Annotated in this window: 22 protein-coding genes; 16 read left to right on the top strand and 6 right to left on the bottom strand. The window is 64.7% G+C overall.

Annotated elements, in window-relative coordinates; all coding sequences use genetic code 11:
- Positions 1-448: 448 nt before the first annotated feature.
- The 4 genes from putA (at position 449) to AC13HB_RS10390 (ending at position 8,136) form a co-directional block, all read left to right on the top strand.
- Positions 449-3,586 carry a bifunctional proline dehydrogenase/L-glutamate gamma-semialdehyde dehydrogenase PutA gene (putA, locus tag AC13HB_RS10405; protein WP_482949677.1) on the top strand — a complete coding sequence of 1,046 codons (3,138 nt, stop codon included), beginning with the start codon at positions 449-451 and terminating at the stop codon, positions 3,584-3,586.
- Between the two features lie 357 nt (positions 3,587-3,943).
- Positions 3,944-5,839, top strand: a complete 1,896-nt coding sequence (locus AC13HB_RS10400) for a ribonucleoside-diphosphate reductase subunit alpha (protein WP_482949676.1) — start codon at positions 3,944-3,946, stop codon at positions 5,837-5,839.
- Positions 5,840-6,074: 235 nt separating this feature from the next.
- Positions 6,075-6,908, top strand: a complete 834-nt coding sequence (locus AC13HB_RS10395) for a lipid A-modifier LpxR family protein (protein WP_482949675.1) — start codon at positions 6,075-6,077, stop codon at positions 6,906-6,908.
- 190 nt (positions 6,909-7,098) lie between these two features.
- A complete protein-coding gene (locus AC13HB_RS10390; protein ID WP_482949674.1) occupies positions 7,099-8,136 on the top strand; it encodes a ribonucleotide-diphosphate reductase subunit beta in 1,038 nt (345 codons plus the stop codon).
- A 761-nt stretch (positions 8,137-8,897) separates the two neighbouring features.
- Here AC13HB_RS10390 and cueR read toward each other — a convergent pair.
- Positions 8,898-9,281: a Cu(I)-responsive transcriptional regulator gene (gene cueR, locus AC13HB_RS10385; protein WP_482949673.1), complete on the bottom strand. Its 384-nt coding sequence runs from the start codon at positions 9,279-9,281 to the stop codon at positions 8,898-8,900.
- Positions 9,282-9,422: 141 nt separating this feature from the next.
- Here cueR and slyA point away from each other — a divergent pair, with 141 nt between their 5' ends.
- From slyA to AC13HB_RS10370, 3 genes are read left to right on the top strand one after another with little or no spacing between them, the layout of a single operon-like run.
- Positions 9,423-9,884, top strand: a complete 462-nt coding sequence (gene slyA, locus AC13HB_RS10380) for a transcriptional regulator SlyA (protein ID WP_482949672.1) — start codon at positions 9,423-9,425, stop codon at positions 9,882-9,884.
- Complete coding sequence (locus AC13HB_RS10375) at positions 9,874-11,043, top strand: HlyD family secretion protein (protein WP_482949671.1); 1,170 nt, start codon at positions 9,874-9,876, stop codon at positions 11,041-11,043. Before slyA ends, AC13HB_RS10375 begins: the two co-directional genes overlap by 11 nt.
- Positions 11,030-12,613, top strand: a complete 1,584-nt coding sequence (locus tag AC13HB_RS10370) for a DHA2 family efflux MFS transporter permease subunit (protein WP_482949670.1) — start codon at positions 11,030-11,032, stop codon at positions 12,611-12,613. The genes AC13HB_RS10375 and AC13HB_RS10370 overlap by 14 nt, the downstream gene beginning before the upstream one ends.
- Positions 12,614-12,712: 99 nt before the next feature.
- On the opposite strand, the gene AC13HB_RS10365 is transcribed toward AC13HB_RS10370, so the two are convergent.
- Positions 12,713-13,660 carry a hypothetical protein gene (locus AC13HB_RS10365; RefSeq protein WP_482949669.1) on the bottom strand — a complete coding sequence of 316 codons (948 nt, stop codon included), beginning with the start codon at positions 13,658-13,660 and terminating at the stop codon, positions 12,713-12,715.
- 183 nt (positions 13,661-13,843) lie between these two features.
- On the opposite strand from AC13HB_RS10365, the gene AC13HB_RS10360 reads away from it, so the two are divergent.
- Positions 13,844-14,332, top strand: a complete 489-nt coding sequence (locus tag AC13HB_RS10360) for a hypothetical protein (protein WP_482949668.1) — start codon at positions 13,844-13,846, stop codon at positions 14,330-14,332.
- Here the strand turns inward: AC13HB_RS10360 and AC13HB_RS10355 are convergent, their stop codons facing one another.
- Positions 14,333-16,906, bottom strand: coding sequence for a bifunctional aspartate kinase/diaminopimelate decarboxylase (locus AC13HB_RS10355; protein WP_482949667.1), 2,574 nt, complete (start codon positions 16,904-16,906; stop codon positions 14,333-14,335).
- Positions 16,907-17,076: 170 nt separating this feature from the next.
- On the opposite strand from AC13HB_RS10355, the gene AC13HB_RS10350 reads away from it, so the two are divergent.
- The 4 genes from AC13HB_RS10350 (at position 17,077) to AC13HB_RS10335 (ending at position 21,480) form a co-directional block, all read left to right on the top strand.
- Positions 17,077-18,540: an AMP nucleosidase gene (locus AC13HB_RS10350; RefSeq protein WP_482949666.1), complete on the top strand. Its 1,464-nt coding sequence runs from the start codon at positions 17,077-17,079 to the stop codon at positions 18,538-18,540.
- Between the two features lie 74 nt (positions 18,541-18,614).
- Positions 18,615-19,385 (top strand): tyrosine-protein phosphatase, encoded by a 771-nt coding sequence (locus AC13HB_RS10345; protein WP_482949665.1) that lies wholly within the window; start codon positions 18,615-18,617, stop codon positions 19,383-19,385.
- A gap of 20 nt (positions 19,386-19,405) precedes the next feature.
- Positions 19,406-20,683, top strand: a complete 1,278-nt coding sequence (gene pabB, locus AC13HB_RS10340) for an aminodeoxychorismate synthase component I (RefSeq protein WP_482949664.1) — start codon at positions 19,406-19,408, stop codon at positions 20,681-20,683.
- Positions 20,680-21,480, top strand: a complete 801-nt coding sequence (locus tag AC13HB_RS10335) for an aminotransferase class IV (protein WP_482949663.1) — start codon at positions 20,680-20,682, stop codon at positions 21,478-21,480. The genes pabB and AC13HB_RS10335 overlap by 4 nt, the downstream gene beginning before the upstream one ends.
- Here the strand turns inward: AC13HB_RS10335 and AC13HB_RS10330 are convergent.
- From AC13HB_RS10330 to AC13HB_RS10320, 3 genes are all read right to left on the bottom strand, one after another.
- A complete protein-coding gene (locus AC13HB_RS10330) occupies positions 21,477-22,016 on the bottom strand; it encodes a TadE/TadG family type IV pilus assembly protein (RefSeq protein WP_482949662.1) in 540 nt (179 codons plus the stop codon). The two genes, AC13HB_RS10335 and AC13HB_RS10330, sit on opposite strands and share 4 nt — an antisense overlap.
- Positions 22,009-22,557 (bottom strand): TadE/TadG family type IV pilus assembly protein, encoded by a 549-nt coding sequence (locus AC13HB_RS10325; protein WP_482949661.1) that lies wholly within the window; start codon positions 22,555-22,557, stop codon positions 22,009-22,011. Before AC13HB_RS10325 ends, AC13HB_RS10330 begins: the two co-directional genes overlap by 8 nt.
- Positions 22,558-22,627: 70 nt before the next feature.
- Positions 22,628-23,092, bottom strand: coding sequence for a pilus assembly protein N-terminal domain-containing protein (locus tag AC13HB_RS10320; protein ID WP_482949660.1), 465 nt, complete (start codon positions 23,090-23,092; stop codon positions 22,628-22,630).
- 271 nt (positions 23,093-23,363) lie between these two features.
- Between AC13HB_RS10320 and AC13HB_RS10315 the strand changes: the two genes are divergently transcribed.
- The 4 genes from AC13HB_RS10315 (at position 23,364) to AC13HB_RS10300 (ending at position 26,719) form a co-directional block, all read left to right on the top strand.
- The gene (locus AC13HB_RS10315) at positions 23,364-23,522 is read left to right on the top strand and encodes a Flp family type IVb pilin (protein WP_301065653.1); all 159 of its coding nucleotides are present in this window, start codon (positions 23,364-23,366) and stop codon (positions 23,520-23,522) included.
- Positions 23,523-23,686: 164 nt separating this feature from the next.
- Positions 23,687-24,226, top strand: coding sequence for an A24 family peptidase (locus AC13HB_RS10310; RefSeq protein ID WP_482949659.1), 540 nt, complete (start codon positions 23,687-23,689; stop codon positions 24,224-24,226).
- Positions 24,227-24,368: 142 nt separating this feature from the next.
- Positions 24,369-25,229: a Flp pilus assembly protein CpaB gene (gene cpaB / locus AC13HB_RS10305; RefSeq protein ID WP_482949658.1), complete on the top strand. Its 861-nt coding sequence runs from the start codon at positions 24,369-24,371 to the stop codon at positions 25,227-25,229.
- A gap of 11 nt (positions 25,230-25,240) precedes the next feature.
- Positions 25,241-26,719 carry a type II and III secretion system protein family protein gene (locus AC13HB_RS10300; protein ID WP_482949657.1) on the top strand — a complete coding sequence of 493 codons (1,479 nt, stop codon included), beginning with the start codon at positions 25,241-25,243 and terminating at the stop codon, positions 26,717-26,719.

The following is a 26,719-nucleotide window of genomic DNA, read 5'->3' as shown; positions in this document are numbered from 1 at the left end:
CGTCATACGCGCCGCCGGCCGTCTCTTCGGCCTCGAGAAGTTCGGTCTTGTCTGTCATCGCGTCCTGCTGGTCCCGGTCGTGCCGCTGCATCACTGCCCTTTAGCGGAGCGAGGCGCAGCTGTCAGCCCGGCAGCATAGAGGCGATTTGCCCGGCTTGAAGGAAAGAAAGCTGTGGCCGGCCGCACGGGCTGCATCCGGCGGCGTCGCAGGGCGGAGTGCCTTGCATGTCCGCGGTGCGATTTTCAGTCGCAAGCAGGGCAAGAATCTCCCGCTTTTTAGTTCGGGAAGTCAAGTTCCGTGCGTCTTTTGTGCAAGTCGTGGCGAGTTTCGCGGTGGTCGCGACCAGACGTCGAAGGACGAAGACTGGACAGCGGCAAACTTCACTTGAAGTCCGGATAAGTCGGGACCATTGTCCGCCTCATACGGTGCTGGCAGGGAGTTTCAGCCATGAATGTGCACGCGCGCGAGGCTCTTCGTTGGGATGATATCGATTCGGTGAAATTCGCCGATGAGAGCAAACTCGTGAAACGCCTGTCGGCCGATACCGGGCTCGACGAGAAGGCGCAGAAGCGTATCCACGACAATGCGGTCGAGATCGTCAAGACCGCCCGTGCCACGACCAAGGCGCGCGGCCTGATGGACAGCTTCCTGCAGGAATTCGGCCTGTCCAATCGCGAGGGCCTGGCCCTGATGTGCCTGGCCGAGGCGCTGCTGCGCGTACCGGACGCCCCTACCGCCGACAAGCTGATCGCCGAGAAAATCTCCGGCGGTGCCTGGTCGACCCATATGGGCCGGTCCGAGAACTGGCTGGTCAATGCGTCCACGCTCGGCCTGATGCTGACCGGTTCGATCATCGACGTCGATCCGATGGCGCGGAAAAATCCGGGCGATTACTGGCGCAAGATGACGCAGAAGCTGGGCGAGCCGGTGATCCGTACCGCCGTTTTCCGGGCCATGCGCATCATGGGCGAGCAATTCGTGCTCGGCCGCACCATCAAGGAAGGCATCAACCGCGCCAGGAAAGGCGAGGGCGAACTCTGTTCCTTCGACATGCTCGGCGAGGCCGCCCGCACGGCCAAGGACGCGGCGCGCTATCACAAGCGCTATCTCGATGCGATCGAGGCCGTGGGCAAGGTCCGCGGCGACAAGCCGATCGAGCTGGAGCACGGCGTCTCGGTCAAGCTCTCCGCCCTGCACGCGAAATATTTCGCGGTGAAGGAAGAGCGCGTGATGACCGAGCTCTATCCCATGCTGCTGGAACAGGCGCGTGCCGCGAAGGAAAAGGATATCGGCTTCTGCATCGATGCCGAGGAATCCGATCGTCTCGTGCTTTCCCTGAAACTGCTCGAACGCCTGGCCCGCGAGCCGGAGCTGGAAGGCTGGCAGGGGCTGGGCCTGGCGCTGCAGGCCTATCAGAAGCGTGCGCGCCACGTCGTCGAGCGCGTGATCGAACTCGGCCAGGAAACCGGCCGCCGCTTCTTCGTACGCCTGGTGAAGGGCGCCTATTGGGACAGCGAGATCAAGTTCGCGCACCAGATGGGCTGGCCGGACTTCCCGGTCTGGACCACCAAGGCTGCGACCGACCTCAACTATCTCGCCTGCGCCAAGGTCATGCTGAGCGCGCCGGAGGCGATCTATTCCCAGTTCGCCACGCATAATGCGCACTCCCTGTGCGCGGTGATGGAACTGGCCGACCAGGCCGGGGTAGAGCATTACGAGTTCCAGCGCCTGCACGGCATGGGCGAACCGCTCTATGCCGCCTCCGACAAGCTGTTCGGCAAGCGCCCCGTCCGGGTCTATGCCCCGGTCGGCAGCCATGAAGATCTGCTGCCCTATCTCGTGCGTCGCCTGCTGGAGAACGGTGCGAACACCTCTTTCGTGCACTCCTTCCTCGACCCGGAAGTCCCGGTCGAGGACGTTGCGCGCGGTCCGTTCGAACTGGCCGACACGCTCGACCGTCACCGCCAGATCGCCCTGCCGAAGGATCTTTATGGCGAGGAGCGCCAGAATTCCGCCGGCATGGACCTCGCCCAGGCCCGCGTCCGTGCGCGAATGGCCAAGGCTTTCGACGATCTCGCCAAGGAAGAGCAGGTCATGGCCGGTCCGCTGGTCAGCGGTCAGCTCTATGAAGGCGCGGCGCACCAGATTCTCTGCCCGATCGATCTGAACGAGCAGGTCGGTTCGGTGATCGACGCGTCGCCGGACGATGTCGATGCCGCCTTCGACGCGGCGCTGGCCGCGCAGCCGGGCTGGGACCAGCTCGGCGGCCGCGCGCGCGGCAAGATCATTCGCGCCATGGGCGATGCGCTCGAGAACGATATCGAACGCCTGATCGCGCTGATGACGCGCGAGGCCGGCAAGACGCTGTTCGACGGCATCGCCGAAGTCCGCGAGGCGGTTGATTTCTGCCGCTATTACGCCGCCCAGGCCGAACGCGAGTTCGACAGCCTGGAACGTCTGCCCGGACCGGCCGGCGAGACCAATCATCTCGGTCTGAAGGGCCGGGGCGTCTTCGTCACGATCAGCCCGTGGAACTTCCCGCTGGCAATCTTCACCGGCCAGGTCGCGGCCGCGCTGGCGGCGGGCAATACCGTGCTCGCCAAACCGGCCGAGCAGACGCCGCTGATCGCCTTCGAGGCCGTGCGCATGTTCCAGGAAGCCGGGCTTCCGGCCGACGTGCTGCACCTCCTGCCGGGGCGCGGCGAGATCGTCGGTGCCGCACTGACCACGGATCCGCGCACGGCGGGCGTGGCCTTTACCGGTTCGACCGAGGTCGCCCGCGCCATCAACCGGGCGCTCGCTGCGCGCGAGACGGCCATCGCGCCGCTGATCGCGGAGACCGGCGGCCTCAACGGCATGTTCGTCGATACGACCGCGCTCAAGGAACAGGTGGTGGACGACGCCATCCAGTCCGCCTTCGGCTCGGCCGGTCAACGCTGTTCGGCGCTGCGGGTCATCTTCCTGCCGGACGATGTGGCGGACGATTTCATCGAGGCGCTCGCCGGCGCCATGGACGAGCTGCAGGTCGGCGATCCGGCCGATCCGGCCACCGATGTCGGTCCGGTCATCGACGGCGAGGCGCGCGAGATCCTCTTCCGCCATGTCGAGCGGATGGAGGCGGGCGCCACCATTATCAAGCAGATCGATCCGGGCGACTGGGCGGAGCGCGGTTCCTTCTTCGGTCCGACCCTGGTGGAACTGCCCTCGCTGGACCTGCTGGAGCGCGAGGTCTTCGGGCCGATTCTCCACGTCATCCGCTACAAGCGGAAGGAGCTTCCCGCCATCGCGGCCGAGCTCGCGGCCAAGGGTTACGGCCTCACCCTGGGCATTCATTCGCGGCTGGAGACCTTCCACCGCGAGATCCAGGCCGTCGTGCCGGCGGGCAATGTCTATGTGAACCGCAATATGGTCGGCGCCGTGGTCGGGGTTCAGCCTTTCGGCGGCGAGGGGCTGTCCGGTACCGGTCCCAAGGCGGGCGGGCCGCACTATCTGCACCGCTTTGCCGGCGAGCGCACGGTGACGGTGAACATCTCCGCCCAGGGCGGCGATCCGGAGCTGCTCAATCTCGATCCGTTCGGCGGCTGACGCTCGCCCGGTTCCGTCGGGTACCCGCACTCTGATTGCGGGTACCCGACTTTCCACAGGCAATGACACACCTGTCACATTTCTCCCGATCGGGCGGATGTTCGCATGGTGCTTGGCGAAGCTTAACCGGTCGTGTTTCGGCCCGGGTCCGATTCAGGCTTTGTTAACTAAAAAGTCCGGCTTCGGACCATTCCGGGCGTTGACACATCTGTAAGGTGCGCCACTATATGTAGCGTCGGCTGGGAACAGCGGCACACTATACAGAGTTTCTTGAAACCTTACGGGTTGAGACGGGGCGCGGACTGGCATTCCGCGCAACAGGACGATTTTGCCTCGGGCTTGGGGAGTAAGACCATCATGACGCCAATGGATACGGCCACGAACCGCAAGATTGACGCCGAAACTTCGACGGTCACGACCTCGCGTCGCGGCAAGCCGAAATCGGCCAAGGGTTCGCATCTTCGCGTCATCGAAAGCGTCAGGATCGACCGGTCGCGCGATGCGCTGCTGACCGATTTCGGCAAGAAGACGCTGGAAGACCGCTATCTGCTGCCGGGCGAGAGCTATCAGGACATGTTCGCCCGCGTTGCGACGGCCTATGCCGACAATACCGAGCACGCGCAGCGTCTCTACGACTATATCTCGCAGCTCTGGTTCATGCCGGCCACGCCCGTCCTGTCCAATGGCGGCGCTGATCGCGGCCTTCCCATTTCCTGCTTCCTCAATTCCGTCGGCGATTCGCTCGACGATATCGTCGGCACCTGGACCGAGAATGTCTGGCTCGCCTCCAATGGCGGCGGCATCGGCACCTATTGGGGCAATGTGCGCTCGATCGGCGAGAAGATCGGCGAAGTCGGCCAGACCTCCGGCATCATTCCCTTCATCCGCGTGATGGACAGTCTGACCCTGGCGATTTCCCAGGGCTCGCTGCGCCGCGGCTCGGCTGCCGTCTATCTCGATGTGCACCACCCGGAAATCGAGGAATTCCTCGAAATCCGCAAGCCGTCCGGCGACTTCAACCGCAAGTCCCTGAACCTGCATCACGGTCTGAACATTTCCGACGAATTCATGCACGCCGTCGCCAATGACGAGGAATTCGAGCTGAAATCGCCGAAGACCGAAGAGGTCGTGAAGACCGTCAATGCGCGCAAGCTGTGGCAGAAGATCATCGAGCTGCGCCTGCAGACGGGCGAGCCCTACATCATCTTCTCAGACACGGTGAACAACGCCCTGCCGGCCCACCAGCGCAAGCTGGGTCTCAAGGTCCGCCAGTCCAATCTGTGCGCCGAGATCATGCTGCCGACGGGCTTCGACCAGAACGGCAAGGAGCGCACGGCCGTGTGCTGCCTGTCCTCGCTCAATGCGGCCAAGTATCTGGAGTGGAAGGACGAGCCCGATTTCATCGAGGACATCTACCGCTTCCTCGACAATGTGCTGCAGGACTTCATCGAGCGTGCACCGGCCGAGATGGACCGCGCCGTCTACTCCGCCATCCAGGAGCGTTCGGTGGGTCTGGGCCTGATGGGCTTCCACACCTTCCTCCAGCAGATGAATGCGCCCTTCGAGAGCGCCATGGCGAAGTCCTGGAACATGAAGCTCTTCAAGCATATCCGCACGGCGGCCGACGCCGCATCGGTGAAGCTGGCCGAAGAGCGCGGGGCCTGCCCGGATGCCGAGGCCTCCGGCGTCAAGGCGCGTTTCTCGCACAAGCTGGCCATCGCGCCGACCGCCTCGATCTCGATCATCTGCGGCGGCGTCTCCGCCGGCATCGAGCCCATCCCGGCCAATGTCTACACGCACAAGACGCTGTCCGGCTCGACTACGGTGAAGAATCCGAAGCTGGAAGCCGTGCTCGAGGAAAAGGGCATGAATACGCCGGGCATCTGGGCGTCCATTCTCGAGCATGAGGGCTCGGTCCAGCATCTCGATGGCCTGGACGAGCACGAGAAGGCGCTCTTCCGCACCGCTTTCGAGATCGACCAGCGCTGGGTCATCGAGCATGCGGCCGACCGCACGCCCTATGTCTGCCAGTCGCAGTCGCTGAACATTTTCCTGCCGGGCGACATCAACAAGTGGGATCTCCACATGTTGCACTGGACGGCCTGGGAGAAGGGCGTGAAGTCGCTCTATTACTGCCGATCCAAGTCGATCCAGCGCGCCGCCTATGCCGGTTCGGAGAAGAAGTCGGAAGCCGAGGTCTCCATGGCCGATGCCGCCCCGACCGATTACGAGGAATGCCTCGCCTGCCAGTAGCGTACGGTACGACTGGCAGACGTCCGAGGGGGACCGAGAAGGCCCGGATCATCGTGATCCGGGCCTTTTTCGTGGATTCGTTCTGGACTGAAACCGGAAATCGCTATTAACCTTTCACGCTGGAGATGAAGAACCGCGTCATGCGCGCGGGGATTTTCTCCCAGGGTCCGGAGTGGGGCGGAGCCGATCCGGCGAACCGGGAAACGGTCGCGGGATGTGAGTGAAAGGGACGCGTATGGCCAAGCTGGGGAGGTTGGCGGAGATTGCGCTGGCCGGGGCGGTCGCGTTGGGCGGGGTCAGCTATGTGCTGATCGAGCCGGGGCGCGGTGCGTCCGAATGGGCCTCCGCGTCGCAGATGATCCAGTCGGAATTCCGGAGCGAACCGGATGTGCGCCCGCTCTCGCCGGAAGCGGCGAATGTCGCATTGACGGCGCTGTCGCTCGATGCGGATCCGTTCGGCGGCATGCCACTGGCGGCGATGACCGCGTCGGGCGGGACGCAGTACGATCTCGGCGAGGCGGGAACGCTCCAGGTCGCGGTGCTCGACGACGGGCGCCGCGAGGCGGCCGCGGCCGAACTCTTTTCGCCGCTTATGGGTGATCGCTCGCCGGTCGTGATCGACCGCGGCGAGCGCGAGGCTACAGTGGCGGTCAATTATCAACGCCGTTTCGAGAGCGCGGGCGATGCGGAGACGCTCGACATGAGCATCACGCCGCGCGCGGGACTGAGCGTCGGCCCGGACGGCTCGGCCGCCGGTGCCGGTGCGGAAGTGCGCATCGGACGTTATCTGCAGACGGGCCCGGTGGAGTCGCCGCGCTGGTACATCTTCGCGGGCGCGGACCGTCGCACCCTGCTTTACGATCCGGCCAGCGGCGTCGATTTCTCCAACGCCATGTATCTGACCCAGCGCGAAGTCGTCGGCGATGCCCAGGCCGGCGTGGCCGTGCGCTTCGGCGAGGCCGATCTGTCGCTCGCCTATGTGCGCCGCGAATACAAGCATGTCGCCGGGGTCAGCAGTTTCGACGAGACCGAACAGTTCGGCGCCGTGACGGTGAACTGGCGCTGGTAGCACGCGCCGGTGCCGCCATATCCGCTGCGACAAAAAATTCCCCTGCGCCAACCTGCCATGATGACTGCGAATCGGGCACTCTCCACAACCCGGTGCGGTCAGGGCCGCATCAAGCTATAGACGTTTCGGTAAGGATGGACACAATATCTTGTGTTGATCTGATTCCGACGAGCAGGAGAGGCATCGAGCCATGACGACCGCCACGCAGGACCTACCGGGCCTCCTCACGACCAGCCATTCCTACAAGCCCTTCCGCTATCCGTGGGCCTACGACTTCTGGAAGAAGCAGCAGCAGGTCCACTGGATGCCGGAAGAGGTGCCGCTGGGCGAGGACTGCAAGGACTGGGCGACCAAGCTCAACGACAAGGAGCGCAATCTGCTCACGCAGATCTTCCGCTTCTTCACCCAGTCGGACGTCGAGGTGAACGACAACTACATGGAGCGCTACAGCCGCGTCTTCCGCCCGACCGAGGTGAAGATGATGTTGTCGGCCTTCTCCAACATGGAGACGATCCATATCGCCGCCTACGCGCTCCTGCTCGAGACGATCGGCATGCCGGACAGCGAGTTCTCGGCCTTCATGGAATACCAGGCCATGGCCGACAAGCATGACTACATGCAACGTTTCGGCGTCGAAACGAATGAGGACATCCTGCGGACGGTCGCCATGTTCGGCGCCTTCACCGAAGGCCTTCAGCTCTTCGCCTCCTTCGCCATGCTCATGAACTTCCCGCGCTTCAACAAGATGAAGGGCATGGGCCAGATCGTGACCTGGTCGATCCGCGACGAGAGCCTGCACTGCGAAGGCATGATCAAGCTCTTCCACGCCTTCGCCAAGGAAACCGGCGCCCTGACGCAGACGGTCAAGGACGACATCACCGAGTGCTGCCGCACCGTGGTCGGTCTCGAGGACAAGTTCATCGACCTGGCCTTCGAGGCCGGCGAGGTCGAGGGGATGACGCCGGACGATATCAAGCAGTACATCCGCTATATCGCCGACTGGCGTCTCGGCCAGCTCGACCTGCCGAAGATCTACGGCGTCGAGGAGCACCCGCTGCCCTGGCTGTCGGAAATCCTCAACGGCGTCGAACACGCCAACTTCTTCGAAGCCCGCGCCACCGAATACTCCAAGGGCGCTACCAAGGGCGACTGGCATGGCGATGACGGCGTGTGGGGCATGTTCGACAAGATGAAGACCGAAAAGGCGGCGGAAGAGCCGGCGGAGTAAGTTCCGCTTTTGTTCTCATCGAATCGGCTGTAATCTGACACGACTCATTAGTGAGGTTGGACATGCCGAAAAATCACGAGCGAACTTCCAAGCCAGCGGCCAGCGCCGCTTCCAGAACTCTGAGGAACCCAAAAGCGTCGCGTTTGGCGAAGTCGGCGGCTGGGTCTGCATTGGCGCAATCTCGGACGCCCAAGGAAACTAAGGCTCTGGCTGCATCGAAAGCGGCCAGAACGCTAAGGAGCCCGACTGCAAGTAAGGCCGCTAAATCAGCTGCGGCCTCTGCGCTCACGCAACGCCGAGATAAATTAGATCGGTAGCGTAAGGGCGTATTCTCGCCGCACTACCTCATGAATGTCTTGTCAGCTGGTCGGCCTTGGGCGTTCTGACGCGTCAAGGCCGCCTTCGGCGTCGCATGGCGGGCATGCGCCTTGACGCGTCAGAACGCCCAAGGCGAAGCTCTATCAAGACAATCAATGAATGAAACCACCCTTATGGGCGTTTGCGCTCAACGCGCTAACCCTCCGCACGCTCTCGCGTCGGAGTGTCGAGCCCCATTCCGGGCATCGCAGACGATCCGCCGGGGAAGTCTGTATTGGATAATGTCGTCGGTCCCGAGGGATCGTCTGCAACCCGGTGAAGCGATTAGGACGCGGGCCGATCGTGCCCGCATCAGCGCCACCCGCTCCAAACCGCCTGTGCACCGGCCTGTCCGAAGCGTGATCCCATCATAAACGCGCCGTCAGGGGCGGGGATAAGTCGGTCTAGCCGAGACGATCCAGGATCGGGCAATCGGGGCGGTCGTCGCCGCGGCAGGCTTTCACGAGATGGGCGAGTTCGTCGCGCAGGGCGGCGAGCTGTTTCTGCTTTTCCTCGATCTCGGCGAGATGGGCCTTGGCGATACGGCGCACATCGGCGCTCGAACGGTCGCGGTCCTCATAGAGGCTCAGCAGGTCCCGGCATTCCTCGATCGAGAAACCGAAATCGCGGGCATGCTTGACGAAGGCGAGCTTGCGCACGGCCTGTTCGTCATAGGTTCGATAGCCGGCCTCGCTCCGGAAGGGTGCGTCGACCAGCCCGATGTCGGCATAGTAGCGCACTGTTTTCACAGGTAGATCGGCGGATTTCGCGGCGGTTCCGATATTCATCAGGGCTCACTCCTGTGCGAGCCAGTTTCCAGTTACTGGAGACTTTAATGGAAGTGCCCGCGCCAGTCCAGATTCCTTGTTCCGGGGCCGATGAACCTGTATTGAGCTATTAATTAGCACGCTAATTAATAGGTGCCGAGGATGGACACGACCGGTTTCGCCGATGAGATGGCGCGCGTGGCGCGACGCTGGCGCACGCATCTCAATGCGCGTTTCAAGTCGCTCGGCCTGACGCAGTCGCGCTGGCTGGCCCTGCTGGAAATCAAGAAGGCCCCCGACATCATGCAGAGCGATCTCGCGCTCGCGCTGGGCATTGAGGGGCCGACCCTGGTGCGCATTCTCGACGGGCTGGAAAAGCAGGGCCTGATCGAGCGCAAGGCCTGCGCGCGGGATCGCCGCGCCAAGCGTGTCCATGTCACCCGGGCGGCCGAACCCATGCTGGAACAGATGCGCGGGATCGGCATCGAGACCCGCCAGGCCGTGCTCGCGGGCATTCCCGAGGCGGACATCCTGACCACCCAGCGCGTCATGAAACAGGTCGCCGACCGGCTGGAGAATCTGCGCGAAGACGAGGCCGGAGCAGGGGGGCGTCATGGGGGATAACCCCGAGACCAGCCAGGGCAGCGTGGCGCCGAAGCGCAGCCAGAGCGCGTCCGAAGTGGCTGCCGAATGGGCGGCTGCCGCGCGTTCTCGCTGGCAGCGGCTGGCCGTGATCGGCGTGGTCGTGCTGGCGACGCTCGCTCTGGGGGCACACTGGCTGACCAGCCGCTGGTCGCACGTGGTCATAACCGACGCCCGCATCGCGGCGAGCATGATCACGGTCTCGTCCGAGGTCAGCGGTCAGGTCACGGACGTTTCGGTCAATGGCGGGACGGACGTCGCTGCCGGTACCGTCATGATCGCCATCGATGCCGAACAGGCCGAGCTCATCGTCGCCGGCATCCGCTCCGAAATCGACGGCGTGGCCGCGCGCCGGGAGCAATTGCGCGCCCAGCAGGACATGATCCGCGCCCGTACGGACAGCCGGCTCGAGGCCGCGCGCGCGCAGATCGCTGCCGCCGAGGCCAATCTCGCTTCCTCGCGCTCGGGCGAGCAGGACGCCCGCACACGCTTCGACCGTATCAGCGCGCTGGCCGAACGCCGGGTCGCCTCGGCCCAGGATCTCGATGCGGCCAGCATCGCTCTCGATACGGCCCGGTCCCAGACCCGGGCTGCCGCCGCCTCCGTCGAAACCGCGCGAGCCAATCTCGCCGTGATCGAAGCGGAGGCGGCGGAAATCTCCGTCATCGAACGGCAGATCGCCACGCTCGCCGCCGAACAGGCCGGGCTCGAAGCCCGGCTCGCCCAGCGCCGGATCGATCTGGAGCGGCGTCAGGTCCCGGCCGCCTTCGACGGCGTCGTCGATGCCGTCTTCGTCGATCCGGGCGAATACGTCACGCCGGGAACGCGCATGCTGATCTATCACCGCTCGGACGAGGTCTGGGTGGACGCCAATGTTCGCGAGACCGATTTCCGCAAGATCGCGCTCGGCGCCACGGCGACCTTTACCGTCGACGCCTATCCCGGTCAGCGCTTTACCGGCACGGTGGAGCGGCTCGGCGGCGCTGCGACCAGCCAGTTCGCCCTCCTGCCCAGTCCCAACCCGTCCGGCAATTTTACCAAGGTCACCCAGCGCCTTCCGATCCGGATCGCCTTCGATCCGGGCGAGGCCCGGCTGCGCCCGGGCATGATGGTGGAACTGAGCGTCGATGTCGCCGATTGACACCCTCTTTGCGCGCTACGGCCCGGCCTATCGCTGGCTGGCGACCGGTACGGTGATGCTGGCGACCATTTCGGTCGTGCTCTCGACCACTATCGTCAATGTGGCCATCCCCTCGGTGATGGGCACGTTCGGGATCAGCGCCGTGCAGGCGCAATGGCTCTCCACCGGCTTCCTGGCCGCCATGACCGCGACCATGCTGGTCGCCGACTGGGCCAATCGCGCCTTCGGCCTGCGCCTTACCATGCTCGCCGCGCTGGGACTTTTCTCCTTCGGCTCGGTACTGGGCGGCCTGGCCCCCGATGACGGGGTGCTGACGCTGGCCCGCGTGATCCAGGGGGCGGCGGCCGGGGTCGTCCAGCCTCTGGCCATGATCCTGCTCTATCAGGTCTTCCCGCCGGAACGCCGCGGCGCCTCAATGGGCGTGTTCGGGCTCGGCGTGGTTCTGGCACCGGCGCTGGGGCCCTGGGTGGGCGGTATCCTGATCGACGCCTTCGACTGGCGCTGGGTCTTCTATCTCGGACTGCCCTTCGCGGCGGGCGGCATGGTGCTCGCCAATATTTTCCTCCCGCCCCGCGCGGAGACCGGGCCGCGTCCCGGCTTCGACTGGACGGGTTTCGCCCTCGTCGCGCTCTTCCTGGCGACCCTGCTCAACGCGCTCACCAATGGCCAGCGCCTGGGCTGGAATTCCGATCCGATCCTTTTCCAGCTCGTCGTCGCGATGATCGCGTTTCTGGCTTTCATCGTCTGGGAGATACGCAGCAAGCGCCCCATGCTGGATCTTCGCGTCTTCGCCAATCCGCGCTTCCTCTCCGCCAGTGTGGTCGGCTTCATCATGGGGGCGGGCCTGTTCGGTTCGACCTATCTCCTGCCGCTCTTCGTGCAGACCATCCAGGGGCTCACCCCGACCCAGGCCGGCCTTCTGCTGATGCCGGCCGGCTTTGCCATGGTGCTGACCTTCCCGATCGCGGGCCGCCTGACCGATGCCGTGCCGCCGACCCTCATGATCGCGCTCGGCCTTCTGCTTTTCGCCTGGTCGTCCTGGCTCTCGGCCGCAGTCGATATCAACACGGCGTTCTGGACACTGGCCGGCTGGACCGCGATCTCCCGCGTCGGGCTGGGCCTGCTTTTCCCGGCGATCTCGGCCGGTTCGCTGCGGGTCCTGCCGCCCGAGCTCCTCGGCCAGGGTTCTGGCGCGATGAATTTCATCCGCCAGCTCGGCGGCGCCTTCGGGGTGAACCTGCTCGCCGTCATGATGGAGCGCCGCACCATGCTCCATGCCGACGCCTTCGCCGCGACCCAGTCCGCCGACAATCCGGCCACCCAGTCTTTGCTTGCCGAGATCGCGTCCCGCCTGCATGCCGCCGGCCTGCCCGACACGCAGCTCATGCCCGCCGCCGGTCAGTTCCTGTCGCGTACGCTGGCCATCCAGGCCAGCAGCGCCGCCTTCCGCGACGGCTTCCTCGTCGTCACCCTCGTCTTCCTCGCCGCCCTCATCCCGACCTGGTTCATGCACCGGGCCGAGAAGAAGGCGGATGCGCGGGAGAGGGTGGCTGCGGCGATGGCAGAGTAGGGGCGGTCCTCGAGTGGCAACTGCGCGAGCGCGCAATCATCCATAATTGGCTTGCCGGGATGACGCCGCAGGGGGAAGTCCAGCCGGATGGCTGTTTATCTAAGCGCCGCAAATCTGTTCGACAGTAGCTCGGTACCAGCCAGTGTCGTCGAAATAGTGGATGCAGTCGTCGCGGCCGATAAACTTCCCTGTCTCGGCTGGCGCACCGTCCGGTCGGAAGAGAGAGATTGGCTGTGCTTTCCCTAATTTGAAGCCCAGCCGATCAAGGCAATAGAAGGTGTTTTTCGGGTCGCCGTAAGCGCTGGAAAAGATGACATGCTTCGCGTTGATCGCGAAGTGGTGACACCCTCTCAAGCCGGTTTCGAGCGTAGAAACGGATCCATCGGAAGCTACGCGTCCGAGATGATAGGCGCTGTAAAAATAGAAATATGTCGCGTCGTGCGCGACATTAAGAGCGTAGCAGTCATCAATGATCGCGCTTGCTCGGCTCTGCTCGTGCGCCCAAACAAGCCTGCCTTCCGAGTTGAAGCAGGCCAGCCCGTGATTGGCGGGGCCATCAGGTCCGTAAATACCTTCGTCGAAATAGGACGCCCAGATATTTCCGGCATTGTCGATCATGCAGTCTTCAATTCCGTCGCCCATTGAGAAGGCGTGCTGCTGTCCAGTTCCCGGCGACACTACCACGCCATTCAGGTCGTTCCCTTCTTCTGGGTTGTGCCCGCAACGTGTTGAGGCCAGGAGCACGCGCCCGTCCGGAAACAGGTCGATCTCCGGATAGGCAAGCTGATGCGACCCCAGATCGGTCGTTTCCTGCCGTTCACCATCAGAGCTGATCAGTTTCCAGCGTCGTGGCGTGTTCATGATCGGTATGGCGTAGGAGGAATCCGTCACCTTTCGGGGCGCTGTGTCAGAGGGCTCTTCCGCTTCAACGAATAGGAAGAGCCCGCAGCCTTCTGCCGATACGCAGGGTTTGACGAGAACGTATCCCTCCCCGGCGTTTGGGATGTCGCTGACGAATTCGAGCGTCTGCGTTGGCGTATCCGGCATTGTGACTGCTCGTAGAGGGCGGGGCGTGCATTCGGTATACACGCCCCGATTGCCCTACACCACAGTCTCCCCCGCGGGCTCCCGCAGATTGTACCGCCTCGCCATGGCGAGCCGGAACTCGCCCCCCTTTCGCTTGACCGCGAGCCTGCCCGATCCAAATATGGCGGGATGGGATTGGGATCAATGGAACGGGCGATCTCGTATCTGTTTGCGCGTCTCGTCCTGGTTTGCGCCTGGGCGATGGCGGGGCCGGGGGCGGCTGTAGCGGATGCAGGCGAGGGGTTCGCCATCTACGAGGTGCGGCTGGTCGAATATCTCGAGGCCGATTGCGAGCGGACCAGGCGGTCGGCCGGAGACGATAAGATTGTCCTAGGATGTCACATGACTGTCCGGCTGAGCGATGTCGAGCGTCTTGCGGGAGATGCGCGGACGGTCTTTTCGGAGGCGATTATCGTGGCGACAGGTCAGCTGATCCCGGGCCCCGAAGGCGTCGGCATTCTGCTTGTTGTGCCGGTCGAAGGACAGGACCCGGTCGAGGCCGTCTACTGGCAACGTTCGAACCGGGCGCTTTGTCTCGATGACGGCGTGGTCGAAGGGCTGGGGCTTGCCGGACCCTATGCGCGCCTGCAGCAGGACCGGCAGTGGAGATGCCGCCGGTCCGCCGAGGAGTGATCAAACCACAGTCTCCCCCGCAGGCTCCCGCAGATTGTACCGGCTCGCCATGACGCGGCCATAGGCGCCGCCATTGGCGATGAGGATGATGTCGCCTTCCTGGGTTGCCGGCATCAGGCGCTGGGCGCCGAGGCGGTCGGCGGTTTCGCAGATGGGGCCGACAATGTCGGCGATCCAGCTGGGCTCCTCGTCGAGCCGGGTCAGGTTCACGATCTCGTGCCGGGCGCCGTAGAGGGCCGGGCGGATGAGCGAGTTCATGCCGGTATTGATGCCGATGAAGCGCGCATCCGGCGTGTGCTTGGTCTGGGTGACGCGGGCCAGCAGCACGCCTGCTTCGGCGACGATGAAACGGCCCGGCTCCAGCCAGAGTTTGTATTCCGGATGCGCCGTCTTGAGGTCGGCAAGCACGGCATCGAGCGCGTCGGTGTCGATGCGGCGCGGGCCGGAGGCCTCGTCGACGCCCAGACCGCCGCCCAGATCGAGGATTTCGACATCGGGCATGGAGCGGGCGGTCTCGACCAGGAAGAGACCCACGCGGCGCCAGTGGTCCGGATCGGAAATGCCCGAGCCGGAGTGCACGTGCAGCCCGTTGATGGTCGCCCCGGCCTTGGCGGCGAGCGTCTTGGCCTCTTCAAGCTCGTCGGCATGAAGGCCGAACTTGGCTTCCGGACCGGCCGTGCGGACATGCTTGTGATGTCCTTCCGGGCGCTGGGGGTTCACGCGCAGCGTGATCTTGCGGCCCGCGAAGACTTCCGGCCAGTGGCGCAGCGGGTGCAGGCCGTCGAGCGTGAGGTGGACGCCCATCTCCAGCGCCTCGGCGTATTCGGCCTTCGGCGCGAAATTCGGCGTGAAGAGGACGCGGTCCGGCGTCAGCTCCGGCGCGGCCTGCATGGCGGTCTTCACCTCGGCGATGGAAACGCATTCCACGCCCAGACCGGCGGCGACAGCCGTGCGGATGACGTCCGGGTTGTTGTTCGCCTTCATGGCGTACCAGCCGCGATCGAGATGTTTCAGGCCGGCGATCGCCGAGGCGCGCGCCTTCACCGTCTCGAGATCGTAGACATAGACCGCACTGTCGGAGGGGCAGAGGTCCAGCAGGGCCTGCCGCTTGGCGCGCCACCATGTGCCGGTGCCGGCCGGCGGCGTTGTGGTGATGTCCTCGGCGATCTCCTGCCAGCTCGGTCCGAAAGTCCGGTCCAGCGGCTTGGGCTGGATGAGCTGGTCGTGCAGACGGCGGCAGAGCGGCGTGCCCTGTTCGCCGTCGACGACGACGGTGAGATTGAGATCGTTGGCGGCCTGGGAGACCAGGCGCACGGGATAATGCGCGAAAGCCTCCATGGCCGGGCCGAGCTGGGCGAGGAGGGCGCGAACGCCGCGCCCGACCAGCGAGACCGCGGCGCAATTTTCGATGATGGTGACCCGGGCGATGGCGCCGAGATCTTCCTCCAGCGCGCCGAGCACGTCCGGGGTCAGGCCCGGATCGTCGTCCAGCGAGACGGTGACCGAGGTCTCCGACGTGGAAACAAGATCGATCGAGACGCCATGCCTCGAGAAGGGCTGGAAGGCATTGGCCAGGAAGCCGGAGGCCCGCCACATGCCGTCGGTCTCCAGCGTGATCAGCCGCACGCCGTATTTCACCGAGACGGCCTTGAGACGCGGTGCGTCCTCGGACGGGGTGGCGGAGATTTTCGTGCCCGCCATGTCCGGCTTGTGCGTGCACAGGACGTGCATCTCGATACCGGCCTGGCGCACGGGCGCCACGGCACGCGGATGCAGAACGCCGGCGCCCATGGAGGCGATCTCCTGGGCCTCTTCATAGCTCAGCGAGCGGATTTGCCGCGCGGCACCCGTCAGGCGCGGATCGGCGGAGAAGAAGCCGGGCACATCGGTCCAGATCTCGATCCGCTCTGCGCCCAGCTTGGCGGCGAAATAGGAGGCGGAGGTGTCCGACCCGCCACGACCGAGCAGGGCGGTATCTCCGTCCTCACGCCGGGCGATGAAGCCCTGGGTGATGACGACCGGCGGCAGGCTTTCCAGATGCGCCAGAAGAGCGTCGTCGCGCGTGTGCTGGCAATCGACCGAGAGATAGCCGCGCGCACCGCTCGCCGGGCTTGCTGAGAGAAAGTCGCGGGCATCCAGCCAGGCGGATTCGACACCGGTCGCCGCCAGCCAGGCCTGGCCGAGCGTGGTCGACATCAGTTCGCCCTGGGCCATGATCCGCGCCTTCAGACGCGGGCTGGCATCGCCGGTCAGCGCCAGTCCGGCGCGCAGGCGGGTGAGTTCCTCGAGGAAGGGCGCGAGCAGGGCATCGCCGTCCACCTCCAGCTCGGCGGCGAGCGCCATGTGACGCTCGCGGATCGCCTCCAACTCGACCTCGCCTTCACCAGCGACGGCCTTGTCGACCAGGCTGTCGAGCAGATCGGAAATGGTCGCCATGGCCGAGTGCACGACGAAGACCTGTTTACCCGCGGCGCGCAGTTCGGCGATCCGTTTGGAGATGACACGCCAGTCCGCCAGCGATTTGACGCTGGTGCCGCCGAATTTCAGAACGATCCGGTTTTGCGTGTTTTCCATGGCGGGTCTCCAAACTCTGTCTGCAGGAATATGCTGCGCCTGCAGGGCAAGGCGCGTCCTTACAGGCTCCGGGCGGGAAGGCCAATGATGCATTTCGGCAAAGCCGGAATGTCGGACATTTTGCCAGTTTGCGCTTTATCCCTGCCGCGAAATCGGGCAAGAGACGCGCGATGAAAGAATACAAGATCGCGGGAACGCCCGCTGAAGCGGTGGAACAGCTCGATGCGCTCTATCGCTTGTCCGTTGAACGTCTGCAGAACGCTTTGAAATCCTTCCTTGATGGCGGACCGCCGCCATCTGCCGAAGACAGGAAGTCCGGTGCCTTCGTCTATCCCGAGCTCCGGGTGACCTATACGCCGGACGGTCCGCCTCCGCCGGTCAGCCGCGCCTTCGGCAAGTTTACCGATACCGGCCTCTACACCTCCACGATCACGCATCCGGCCCTGTTCCGGGATTATCTGATCGAGCAGCTCACCCTGCTCTCGGAAGGCTATGAGATCACCATCGAGACCGGTCCATCGGATACGGAAATACCCTTCTCCTACGTGCTGGACGGGGCCGAGGAACTGGACATGAATGCGGCCACGCCGGCCGAGCTCGTCCGCCACTTTCCCTATGCCGACCTCTCGCGCGTCAATGATAATCTGCCCAACGGGCTGAGCCCGTCCGAACCGGGCGCGATCAAGCCGCTCTCCCTGTTCGAGGCGCCGCGGGTCGATTATTCGCTGCAGCGGCTGCGCCACTATACCGGCACGCCCTACGAGGATACGCAGCAGTTTATCCTCTTCACCAATTATCACCGCTATGTCGACGCCTTCACGGCCTGGGCCATCCGCCAGCTGAAGGAGGACAATCACTACGAGAGCTTCTCCGCGGCCGGAAACGTCACCGTGGATGCCTCGACGCCGAACGCGCATGCCCTTGTCGAGGGGGCGCCCTGGCGGCGTTTCCAGATGCCGGCCTATCACCTCAAGGCGCCGGGCGGACGCGGTATCACCCTGGTCAATATCGGTGTCGGCCCGTCCAATGCCAAGACGATCACGGACCATCTCGCCGTGCTGCGTCCGCAATGCTGGCTGATGATCGGCCATTGCGGCGGTCTGCGTCACTCGCAGCGGCTCGGAGACTATGTCCTCGCCCACGCCTATCTGCGCTATGACGCGGTGCTGGACGAGGACCTGCCGCTGGAGGTCCCGATCCCGCCGATCGCGGAGATCCAGATCGCGCTGGAAGAGGCGGTTTCGAGCGTGTCCGGCGATACCGGCGAAACGCTCAAGGCGCGCCTGCGAACCGGCACGGTCGCGACTTATGCGGACCGGAACTGGGAACTGCGCTATGCCGCCCAGGCCCGCCGCATCAACCAGTCGCGTGCCATTGCCGTGGATATGGAATCGGCGACCATCGCCGCCAACGGCCTGCGCCTGCGGGTGCCCTACGGCACGCTGCTCTGCGTCTCTGACAAGCCGCTGCACGGCGAGCTGAAACTGCCCGGAGCGGCCAATCTCTTCTATCAGAGATCGGTGTCCGAACACCTCGCTGCGGGGATCGAGACGATCGAGATCCTCAAGAAGGATGAGGGCGCGGCCCTGCACTCGAGGAAGCTGCGCAGCTTCGACGAGCCGCCGTTCCGCTGATCGCGAGGCGTCCCGCGCACGAATTCGATGCGCGGGACCTTGCCGCCGGCCTGCCGATTGCGTACCTCCAAGGCATGACACGGCATACACCGCTCGAAGGCGTCCATAACTTCCGCAATTTTCACGGCTATACGGGCAGGGAAGGCGCGCGCGTGCGCTCCGGTCTTTACCGGTCCGGCCATTTCGGGCGGGCCAGCGAGACCGATCAGGCGCTGCTGCGCGATCTGGGCATCAAGGTCGTCGCCGATCTTCGAAAGCCGCGCGAGCGCGAGAACGAGCCCTTCGTCTGGCCGGCGGATATGGGCGTGCGGGTCATCGCGTCCGATCTGGGCAATGAGAGCGAGCCGCCGCATCTGAAATTCCTGCGTCAGGACGATCATTCGCCCGAGGCCGTGCGCGACTACATGCTCTCCGCCTATCGCCGCATCCCGATGGAGACCTGCAATCAGGAGGTCTACCGGGAAAGCTACAAGGCGCTGGCGACCGGCGATGCGGATGCGGGTTTCGTCGTGCATTGCGCGGCGGGCAAGGACCGCACGGGCATTTTCTGCGCCCTGGTGCTCGACGAACTCGGCGTCGACCGGGACACGATCTTCGAGGATTATCTCCTGACCAACACCGCAGTAGACTTCGACGCCATCATTCCGGTCATCCAGGAGCGCACCCGCGCCCAGCACGGCAAGGCCATGCCGGCAGAGATGATGCGTATCTTCCTCGGTGTCGATGCCGATTACCTCGCCCTGGCCTTCGAGACGATGGGCGGAACCGACCGTTATGTGACCGAGATACTGGGTATCAGCGAGGCCGAGCGGGCCGCGCTTCGCGACCGCTGGCTCGAACGCTGACCCGAGCGCCGGACACCGACATGACACTGGTCGAACACCGATACGCCTGGCGCGACCCGCTGGGGGTCTTCGCACCGCTTGCCGGAACGGAGAATGCGCTTCTCCTGCATGACGGCCGCAATGGTCGCGCGCGAATCTTCGCGCAGCCGGACCGTGTTTTTCGGGGCGGGGATCGTGATGCTTTCGATGCGCTCGCCACAGCCTGGCGCGAAGCGCCGGGGCTCTATGCCGGCCTGTTCGGTTACGATCTTGCCGAGGCTTTCGAGCGCCTGCCGCATCTCGACCCGCGCTGGCCGCCGCTCGCCTTTGCGCATTATCCCGCCTGGGTCGAGTTCGACCGCGCGGCCGGCACGATGATCGTAAGGGGCCGCGATGCCGCCTCCATCGAGGCCCTCGAGGCGCAGCTGGGCGATGCGAACAGGGGAGAGGTCCGGCCCGCCGGCGCGGACGCGGACTGGCGGCCTCGCTGGTCGCAGGTGCGTTATCTCGAAGCGGCCCGCAAGGCACGCGATTACGTCCATGCGGGCGATGTCTTCCAGGTCAATCTCTCCCAGGCCTTCGACGCGGAGCTGGGCGATGGCGATGCGCCATACGACGTCTTCCGTCGTCTGTGCGAGGCCAGCCCGGCGCCGCATGCGGCCTATCTCGTACTGGACGACGATCATGTCGTGATGACCAATTCGCCCGAGCGATTCGTCGAGCTGAAGAGCGGCAAGGTCGAGGCGCGTCCGATCAAGGGCACGCGCCCGCGCGCGACCGACCCGGCGCGCGATGCAGCGCTGGCCCGCGAGCTGGAGACGAGCGCCAAGGACCGCGCCGAAAATCTCATGATCGTCGATCTGATGCGCAATGATATCGGGAGGGTCTGCCGTCCCGGCTCGGTGCACGTGCCGCTCCTGTGCGGTGTCGAGAGCTATGCCAATGTCCATCACCTGGTTTCTGTGGTGGAAGGCGAGATGGGCGAGGGGCGCGACGTATTCGACCTGCTCGCCGCCTGTTTCCCGCCTGGCTCGATCACCGGCGCGCCCAAGGTGCGGGCCATGGAGATCATCTCCGAACTCGAGGAGGAACCGCGCGGTCCCTATTGCGGCGCGCTGGGGTGGATCTCGGCCGAAGGCGATATGGACATGAATGTCATGATCCGGACCGCAGCCCTGCGCCGTGCGGGCAATGGCTGGCGCGCCAGCGTGCGCTCGGGCGGCGGTATCGTGGCCGACTCCGATCCGCAATCGGAGTATGAGGAGACCCTGACCAAAGCGTCCGCCCTGCAGCGGGCCCTGTGCGGAGACGGCGAATGAGCGAGCAGGTCTGGATGGACGGACAGTGGGGCGAAGCCGGTGCCGCGGGCTGGCCCGTCAATGCGCGCAATGCCCTGCTCGGCGACGGCGTGTTCGAGACGATCCGCGTGCGCGACGGCATCCCGCTGCGTCTTCCGCGGCATCTTGCGCGGCTTCGCGCAGGCTGCGCGGCGCTGGGGCTCGATTTCCGGATGGACGACGCGACGCTGCAGGCCTTGTGCATGGAAGCGGCCCTGCGCAACGGGCTGGACGATGCGGCTCTGCGCCTGACGGTCGCGGCGCGCGGCGGACCGCGCGGGTTGGTCCGGTCCGACGGTGCGGTGTCGATCCTGCTGAGCGCCGCCGGGCGAAAAGTGCCTGACGCACCGCTGCGCCTTTCGACGTCGATAATCAGGCGCTCTGCGTCCAGCTTCGCGGCGCGTCACAAGACTTTGAGCTATGCCGACAATGTCGCGGCCCGGCGCGAGGCGGCCGAAGCCGGGGCTGACATGGCGCTGTTGCTGGATACGGACGGCCATGTCTCCGGCGGAGATTGCGCCAATCTGTTCTGGGTTTCCGGCGGCGCCCTGTTCACGCCTTCGCTGGATTGCGCCGTGCTGCCGGGAACGGTCAGGGCCGAGCTGGTTGAGGGGAATGCGGTCGAGACCGGGACCTATGGCCGCGACGCGCTCGACGTGGCGGATGCGGCCTTCGTGACGAATGCACTCATGGGCGTGGTGCCGGTCGCGGACATCGACGGGCGGGCACTCGATCCCGCCCATCCGCTGATTGTCGCCGTGGCGGCCGGTCTCGACTAGATCCGGGCGACCATGATCGAGCGCCGCGGGCGCAGATAGAAGACTTCGCTGATGTCGAGCTGCGAGACGCCCAGCTGGTTGAAGAGCGTCTCGTAGCGGTAGTCCACCTCGACCATGATGACCGAGCGATTGGGGATCAGTACCCCGTCCGGAATGTTCACCGAGGCGCCCTCGGAATAGGGCGTCATGCCCCGGGCATCGCTCCACTGGACCTCGACCTGTCCGTCTCCGCGCATCAGCACGCTGGTCACGCGGATCTCCAGCGGGGTGGAGTCGAAGGGGGCGACGATGACATTGCCGGCATTGAGAATGTCGGCCATCTCGCCATCGCTGACGACATCGTCCTGGGCGACCAGGTCCGCGATGGCGCTGGCCGTGCTGGTGATCTTGCGATCCACGGAGAGGGCGAGGCTGACCTCGACTCCGCCCAGATAGAGCAGGATCATGAAGGGGGCGATGAGGGCGAACTCGACTGCGGACACGCCGCGGCGATCGCGCCGGAAGCGCCGGAATAGCTGACGGGCCGCGCTAATCATCGAAAGGCTCGTTGCGAAAGACGGTGGCTGCGGTGATCAGGCGCTGATTGTTTTCCATATTGGACAGTCCGCCGCCGAAATTCGGCGTCAGCAGGTTCCAGCGATAGAAGACGCGCACCAGAACGATGTCGCCCGCTGTGCCCGGGTCCCAGCCGAAGCCGGCCGTATCCATCGATCCGTCCTGCCCGACCGGGCTGGGCTGGTTCACCGCGTTGAAATTCTCGAACACCTGCACGTCGATCTCGACGCGGTCGCAATCGCCGACGATTTCGATCCGGTCGCAGATTTCTGTCCGGAAGCCGGTCCGGGTCATGCCGCCGGCCTGGGCCTGGCCCGTGCGGATTTCGCGCGCGGCTTCCAGCACGGCATTTTCCAGCACGGTGCCGGTGAAGAAGACGGCCGCGACCTCGATCATCGCGAAGAGAAGAAAGAAGAAGGGGGCGGCGATCATCGCGAATTCGACCGCCGTCGCGCCCTTGCGGTCGCGGCCGAAACGGCGCGAGACGCGAGTCAGGCGGGACGCGATTGAAGTGCGTGACATGTAAGCTGCCCCCGGAAAGAGTTCGGGCGGGCCGATGCGACCCGCCCGCCCCGTGTCTTGCTGGCGTGTTCTACTGGCCCGGTTCGCCGTCGCCCGACATGGCCATGTCGACGGTCGACAGGCGGCCGCGCTGCTGGTCGGTGAGGCTTTCGGTGCGCTCCTGCTGGTCGCCGGCGCGCGGGATTTCCTCGCAGATATCGCCGCAGCTCAGCGTGAAGCGGTCGGCGCCGCGGAACATGGCGACCTGGCCTTCGACCGGATTGGACACGACGATCTCGCGCGAATAGATGACGCGGCCGACCCGATCGAGAGCGATCACATTGGTGCGGCCCTGCAGGCGGCCGGTCACGACCAGGGTACGGCCGTCATGGACCATGGCGTCCGCGATGGAGGGATTGCCGACGACGACCGCGGAGGCTTCACCCGGCAGGCGGACGACTTCCGCATGCTCGACGGGCACGCTCAGATCATGGGCGAGGGCCGGGCTAATGCTGGCCATGGCCAAGGTGAATGCGACGGCGATGCGTTTAATCATGAGGGCACTCCCACCCGGTCGACTGAAACTGGAGGCCATCATCGCGCGCGCGTCTGAATCTTTTCTAAACGGTCGAGATTTAATTTCTTTTTGCTTTTGACTTGGTTCGTTCTCGGAAAATTAACTATAGCGGAGAAAGGGGCGTTTAAAGAGTTTGTTAGCCAAGAATTTTTACTCCGCCGCAATTCTTCTCGTGTTTAGTGGGTGTCACTCAGGAGAGGTCGGGACGGATCGGCTCCTGATGGTTGGGTACCTACACGGGAGTTTAAAAATGAAAATGATTTCTCGCTTCTTCAAAGACGAATCCGGCGCTACCGCGATCGAGTACGGCCTCATTGCCGCCCTCATCGCCGTTGTGATCATCGGTGCCGTGACGGCCCTCGGTACGGGCGTCAGCGACAACTTCAACACGGTTGCCGGCTCGCTCTAAGCGTCCGCCAATCTGTAGAATACGGAAGGGCCGCTCCCCGGGGAGCGGCCCTTTTTCGTTCGGGCGTCACCTTGCGCCGTAATGCTGTCGCTCAAGTATTCGCCAACGCCCTATTAAGTGTTTCGATTTATAGTTAAATTCGAACCTTTCCCGGAGGCGGCGTCTTGGTCGCGATCTTTCTGCACATCGTCCTGCTGTTTTTTATCGGGCTCATGCTCCTCGCTGCAGCCTGGGACGTGACGCGCTTTACGATTCCCAACTGGCTCTGCGTAGCGGTCGCGATACTCTTTCCGGTCGCCGCCTTGCTCTCGGGCATGGGCTGGGAGCTGGCCGGACTGCATCTGCTCAGCGGCGTTCTGGCCTTCGTCCTGGGATTTGCGCTCTTTGCGACCGGCACGCTCGGTGGCGGCGATGCGAAACTCTTCGCGGCGGCCTCGCTCTGGTTCGCCTGGCCCGTGACGCTGGCCTATCTTTTCGCTCTGGTTCTCGCCGGCGGCGTCTTCGCCCTGGTCCTGCTGATCGTGCGGTATTCGGCACCGCATGCCGCAGCCCTGATCCGGCGCCATCATCCGGACTTCCGGACGCCGTCATTCCTGCGCGGCGAGACGCTGTTCTCGAAAGGCGCCCCGATTCCCTATGGAGTCGCTCTGGCCGCCGGCGTGCTCTGGGTTCTGCCGAACACGCATTTCTATGTGGTAGCCTGACACCACTCGAATTGCGGGTCGTCGGAAATTCAGTAGAAAAATCCGTTTAGTCCGCATTCTCCAAGTATAATTAACGCCACTTTGAGGAATTAAGCGTCTCCTCTCTAGCGTATTCGTGCGCCTGAGAGGTTTGAAGCGTCCCATGAACGCGGTCCGTATCGCCATCCTCGCCGCTGCCGCAATCGCTGCGATCGCGGTGGCCTTTTTCGTCAGACAGTCGATGAACGGCAATGACGGCCCCCAGACCGTACAGGTCCAGGAGCAGCGTCCCGCCGTTCGCGTTCTTGCCGCCCGCCGCGACCTCGCCATCGGCGACCGTGTCAGCGGCAGTGATTTCTACTGGCAGGCCTGGCCCGACGAGGCCGTCTCGCCGGGTTATGTCGTGGAAGGGCGCGGCCAGGACATGGAGGCCTTCGCGGGCTCCCTCGTCCGTGCCCCGATCAGCCAGGGCGAGCCCGTCACCGGCCGCCGTCTCGTCCAGCCGGGCGATGCCGGCTTCATGGCCGCCGTGCTCACGCCGGGCATGCGCGCCGTGGCCGTGCCGATCTCGGCCGAAACGGGCGCCGGCGGTTTCATCCTGCCGAACGACCGCGTCGACGTGATCGTCTCCTTCGAGGAAGAAACCGAAGGCCGCTCCTCGCGCCGCAATTACGTCGCCCACACCATCGTCGAGAATGCCCGCGTCCTGGCCATCGACCAGACCTTCGGCAGCTCCAATGACGAGGACGATGAGGGCGAGACCGTGATCGGCGAAACCGCCACGCTCGAACTGACGCCGGAACAGGCCCGTGCGGTCTCCCTGGCCGTCGCGCGCGGCGATATCCACCTGGTCCTGCGCAGCCTGACCGATGCCGGCGCCGACAATGGTCCGGTCCTGGTCTCCGGCGGCGATCCCGTCCCGGCTGCCCCGGCTCCGAGCTATGACGGCGACCGCCGTTCCCAGTCCGTAACCCTGATCCGCTATGGCCGCGCCCGCCAGGTCGCAATGGCCGGAGACGAGTGAGGAAAGTCGACATGATCCGCAGCCTTATCATTCTCGCAGCCTGCGCGTTGTCGACGCCCGTCGTCGCCGCGTCCGCGGCGGCCCAGGCGCCGGGAACCGAACGTGGCAACACGATGCAGGTCTATATCCGCGAACCGGGCAATGGTCCGGTCTCGGAAAGCCTCGATCTGCCGCTCGACAAGGCGGCCGTCATTCACCTGCCGGTCGATGTCGCCGACGTTCTGGTGACCAATACCGAAGTCGTCGATGCCGTCGTCCGCACGCCGCGCCGCGCCTACATCATGGGCATGGGCATCGGCCAGACGAATGCCTTCTTCTTCGACGCGGACGGCCAGCTCATCCTGGATCTCGATCTGCGCGTCGAGCGCGATCTCTCGCCGCTGCAGGAGAGCTTCGACCGCTTCCTGCCGAATGCTCGGGTGCGGGCCGAAGCCATGAATGATCACATCGTGCTGTCCGGCTCCGTGCCGAGCGCGGCCGATGCCGACGCTGCCCTGCGCATCGCGCAGCGCTGGGTCGACGATCCCGATCACATCCTGTCCATGCTGAATATCGAGGCGCGCGAGCAGGTCATGCTCAAGGTCCGCATCGTCGAGATGCAGCGCACCATCGTCCGTCAGCTGGGCGTCAACCTGTCCGCCTCCGGCGCCTCCGGCGAGTTCGACTTCGCCGTGGCCACCGAGCCGGCCTTCTCGCGGGTGGGCCGCTTTCTGGGCGGTACCAGCGCGGCGGTCGACTGGGTCAGCGGCAATGGTCCGAACGGCATCACCGACGTGACCACCCTGCTGCAGGCGATGGAACGCGTCGGCCTGGTCCGCACGCTGGCCGAGCCGAACCTGACCGCGATCACGGGCGAAAGCGCCAATTTCCTCGCGGGTGGCGAATTCCCGGTTCCCACCGGCCGCGACCGCGACGGCAACATCATCATCGAGTACAAGCCCTTCGGCGTCGGCCTCGGCTTCACCCCGGTCGTGCTGTCGGAAGGCCGTATCAGCCTGCGCATCTCGACCGAGGTGTCAGAACTGACCAGCCAGGGTTCGCTGACCTTCGGGTCCAACCAGGTCACCGACGATGAAGGCAATGTCATCGGCACGGTGCCCGGCCTGACGGTTCCCGCGCTGAACGTAAATCGCGCCGAGACCACGGTCGAACTGCCCTCCGGCGGCAGCCTGGTCCTGGCCGGCCTGATCCAGGAAGAGACGCGCCAGAATCTCGACGGCGTTCCGGGCGTGCAGAACCTGCCTGTGCTGGGTTCGCTGTTCCGCTCGCGCGATTTCGAGAACCAGGAAACCGAACTGGTGGTTCTGGTCACGCCTTACCTGGTCGATCCGGCCAATCCGAACGACCTGCAAACGCCGGTGGACGGGTACCAGAACGCGAATGAAGCGTCGGCCCTGCTCTTCAACCGCATCAACCGCGCCTATTCGGTGCCCGGTTCGGACACGGGCGACCGTGGCTGGTCGGGTCCGGTCGGCTTCCTGTTCGAGTAG

Source organism: Maricaulis sp. B-26 (assembly GCF_056857855.1).
Note: the sequence above shows the minus strand (reverse complement) of the source record. Positions and strands in the feature narration are given on the sequence as shown.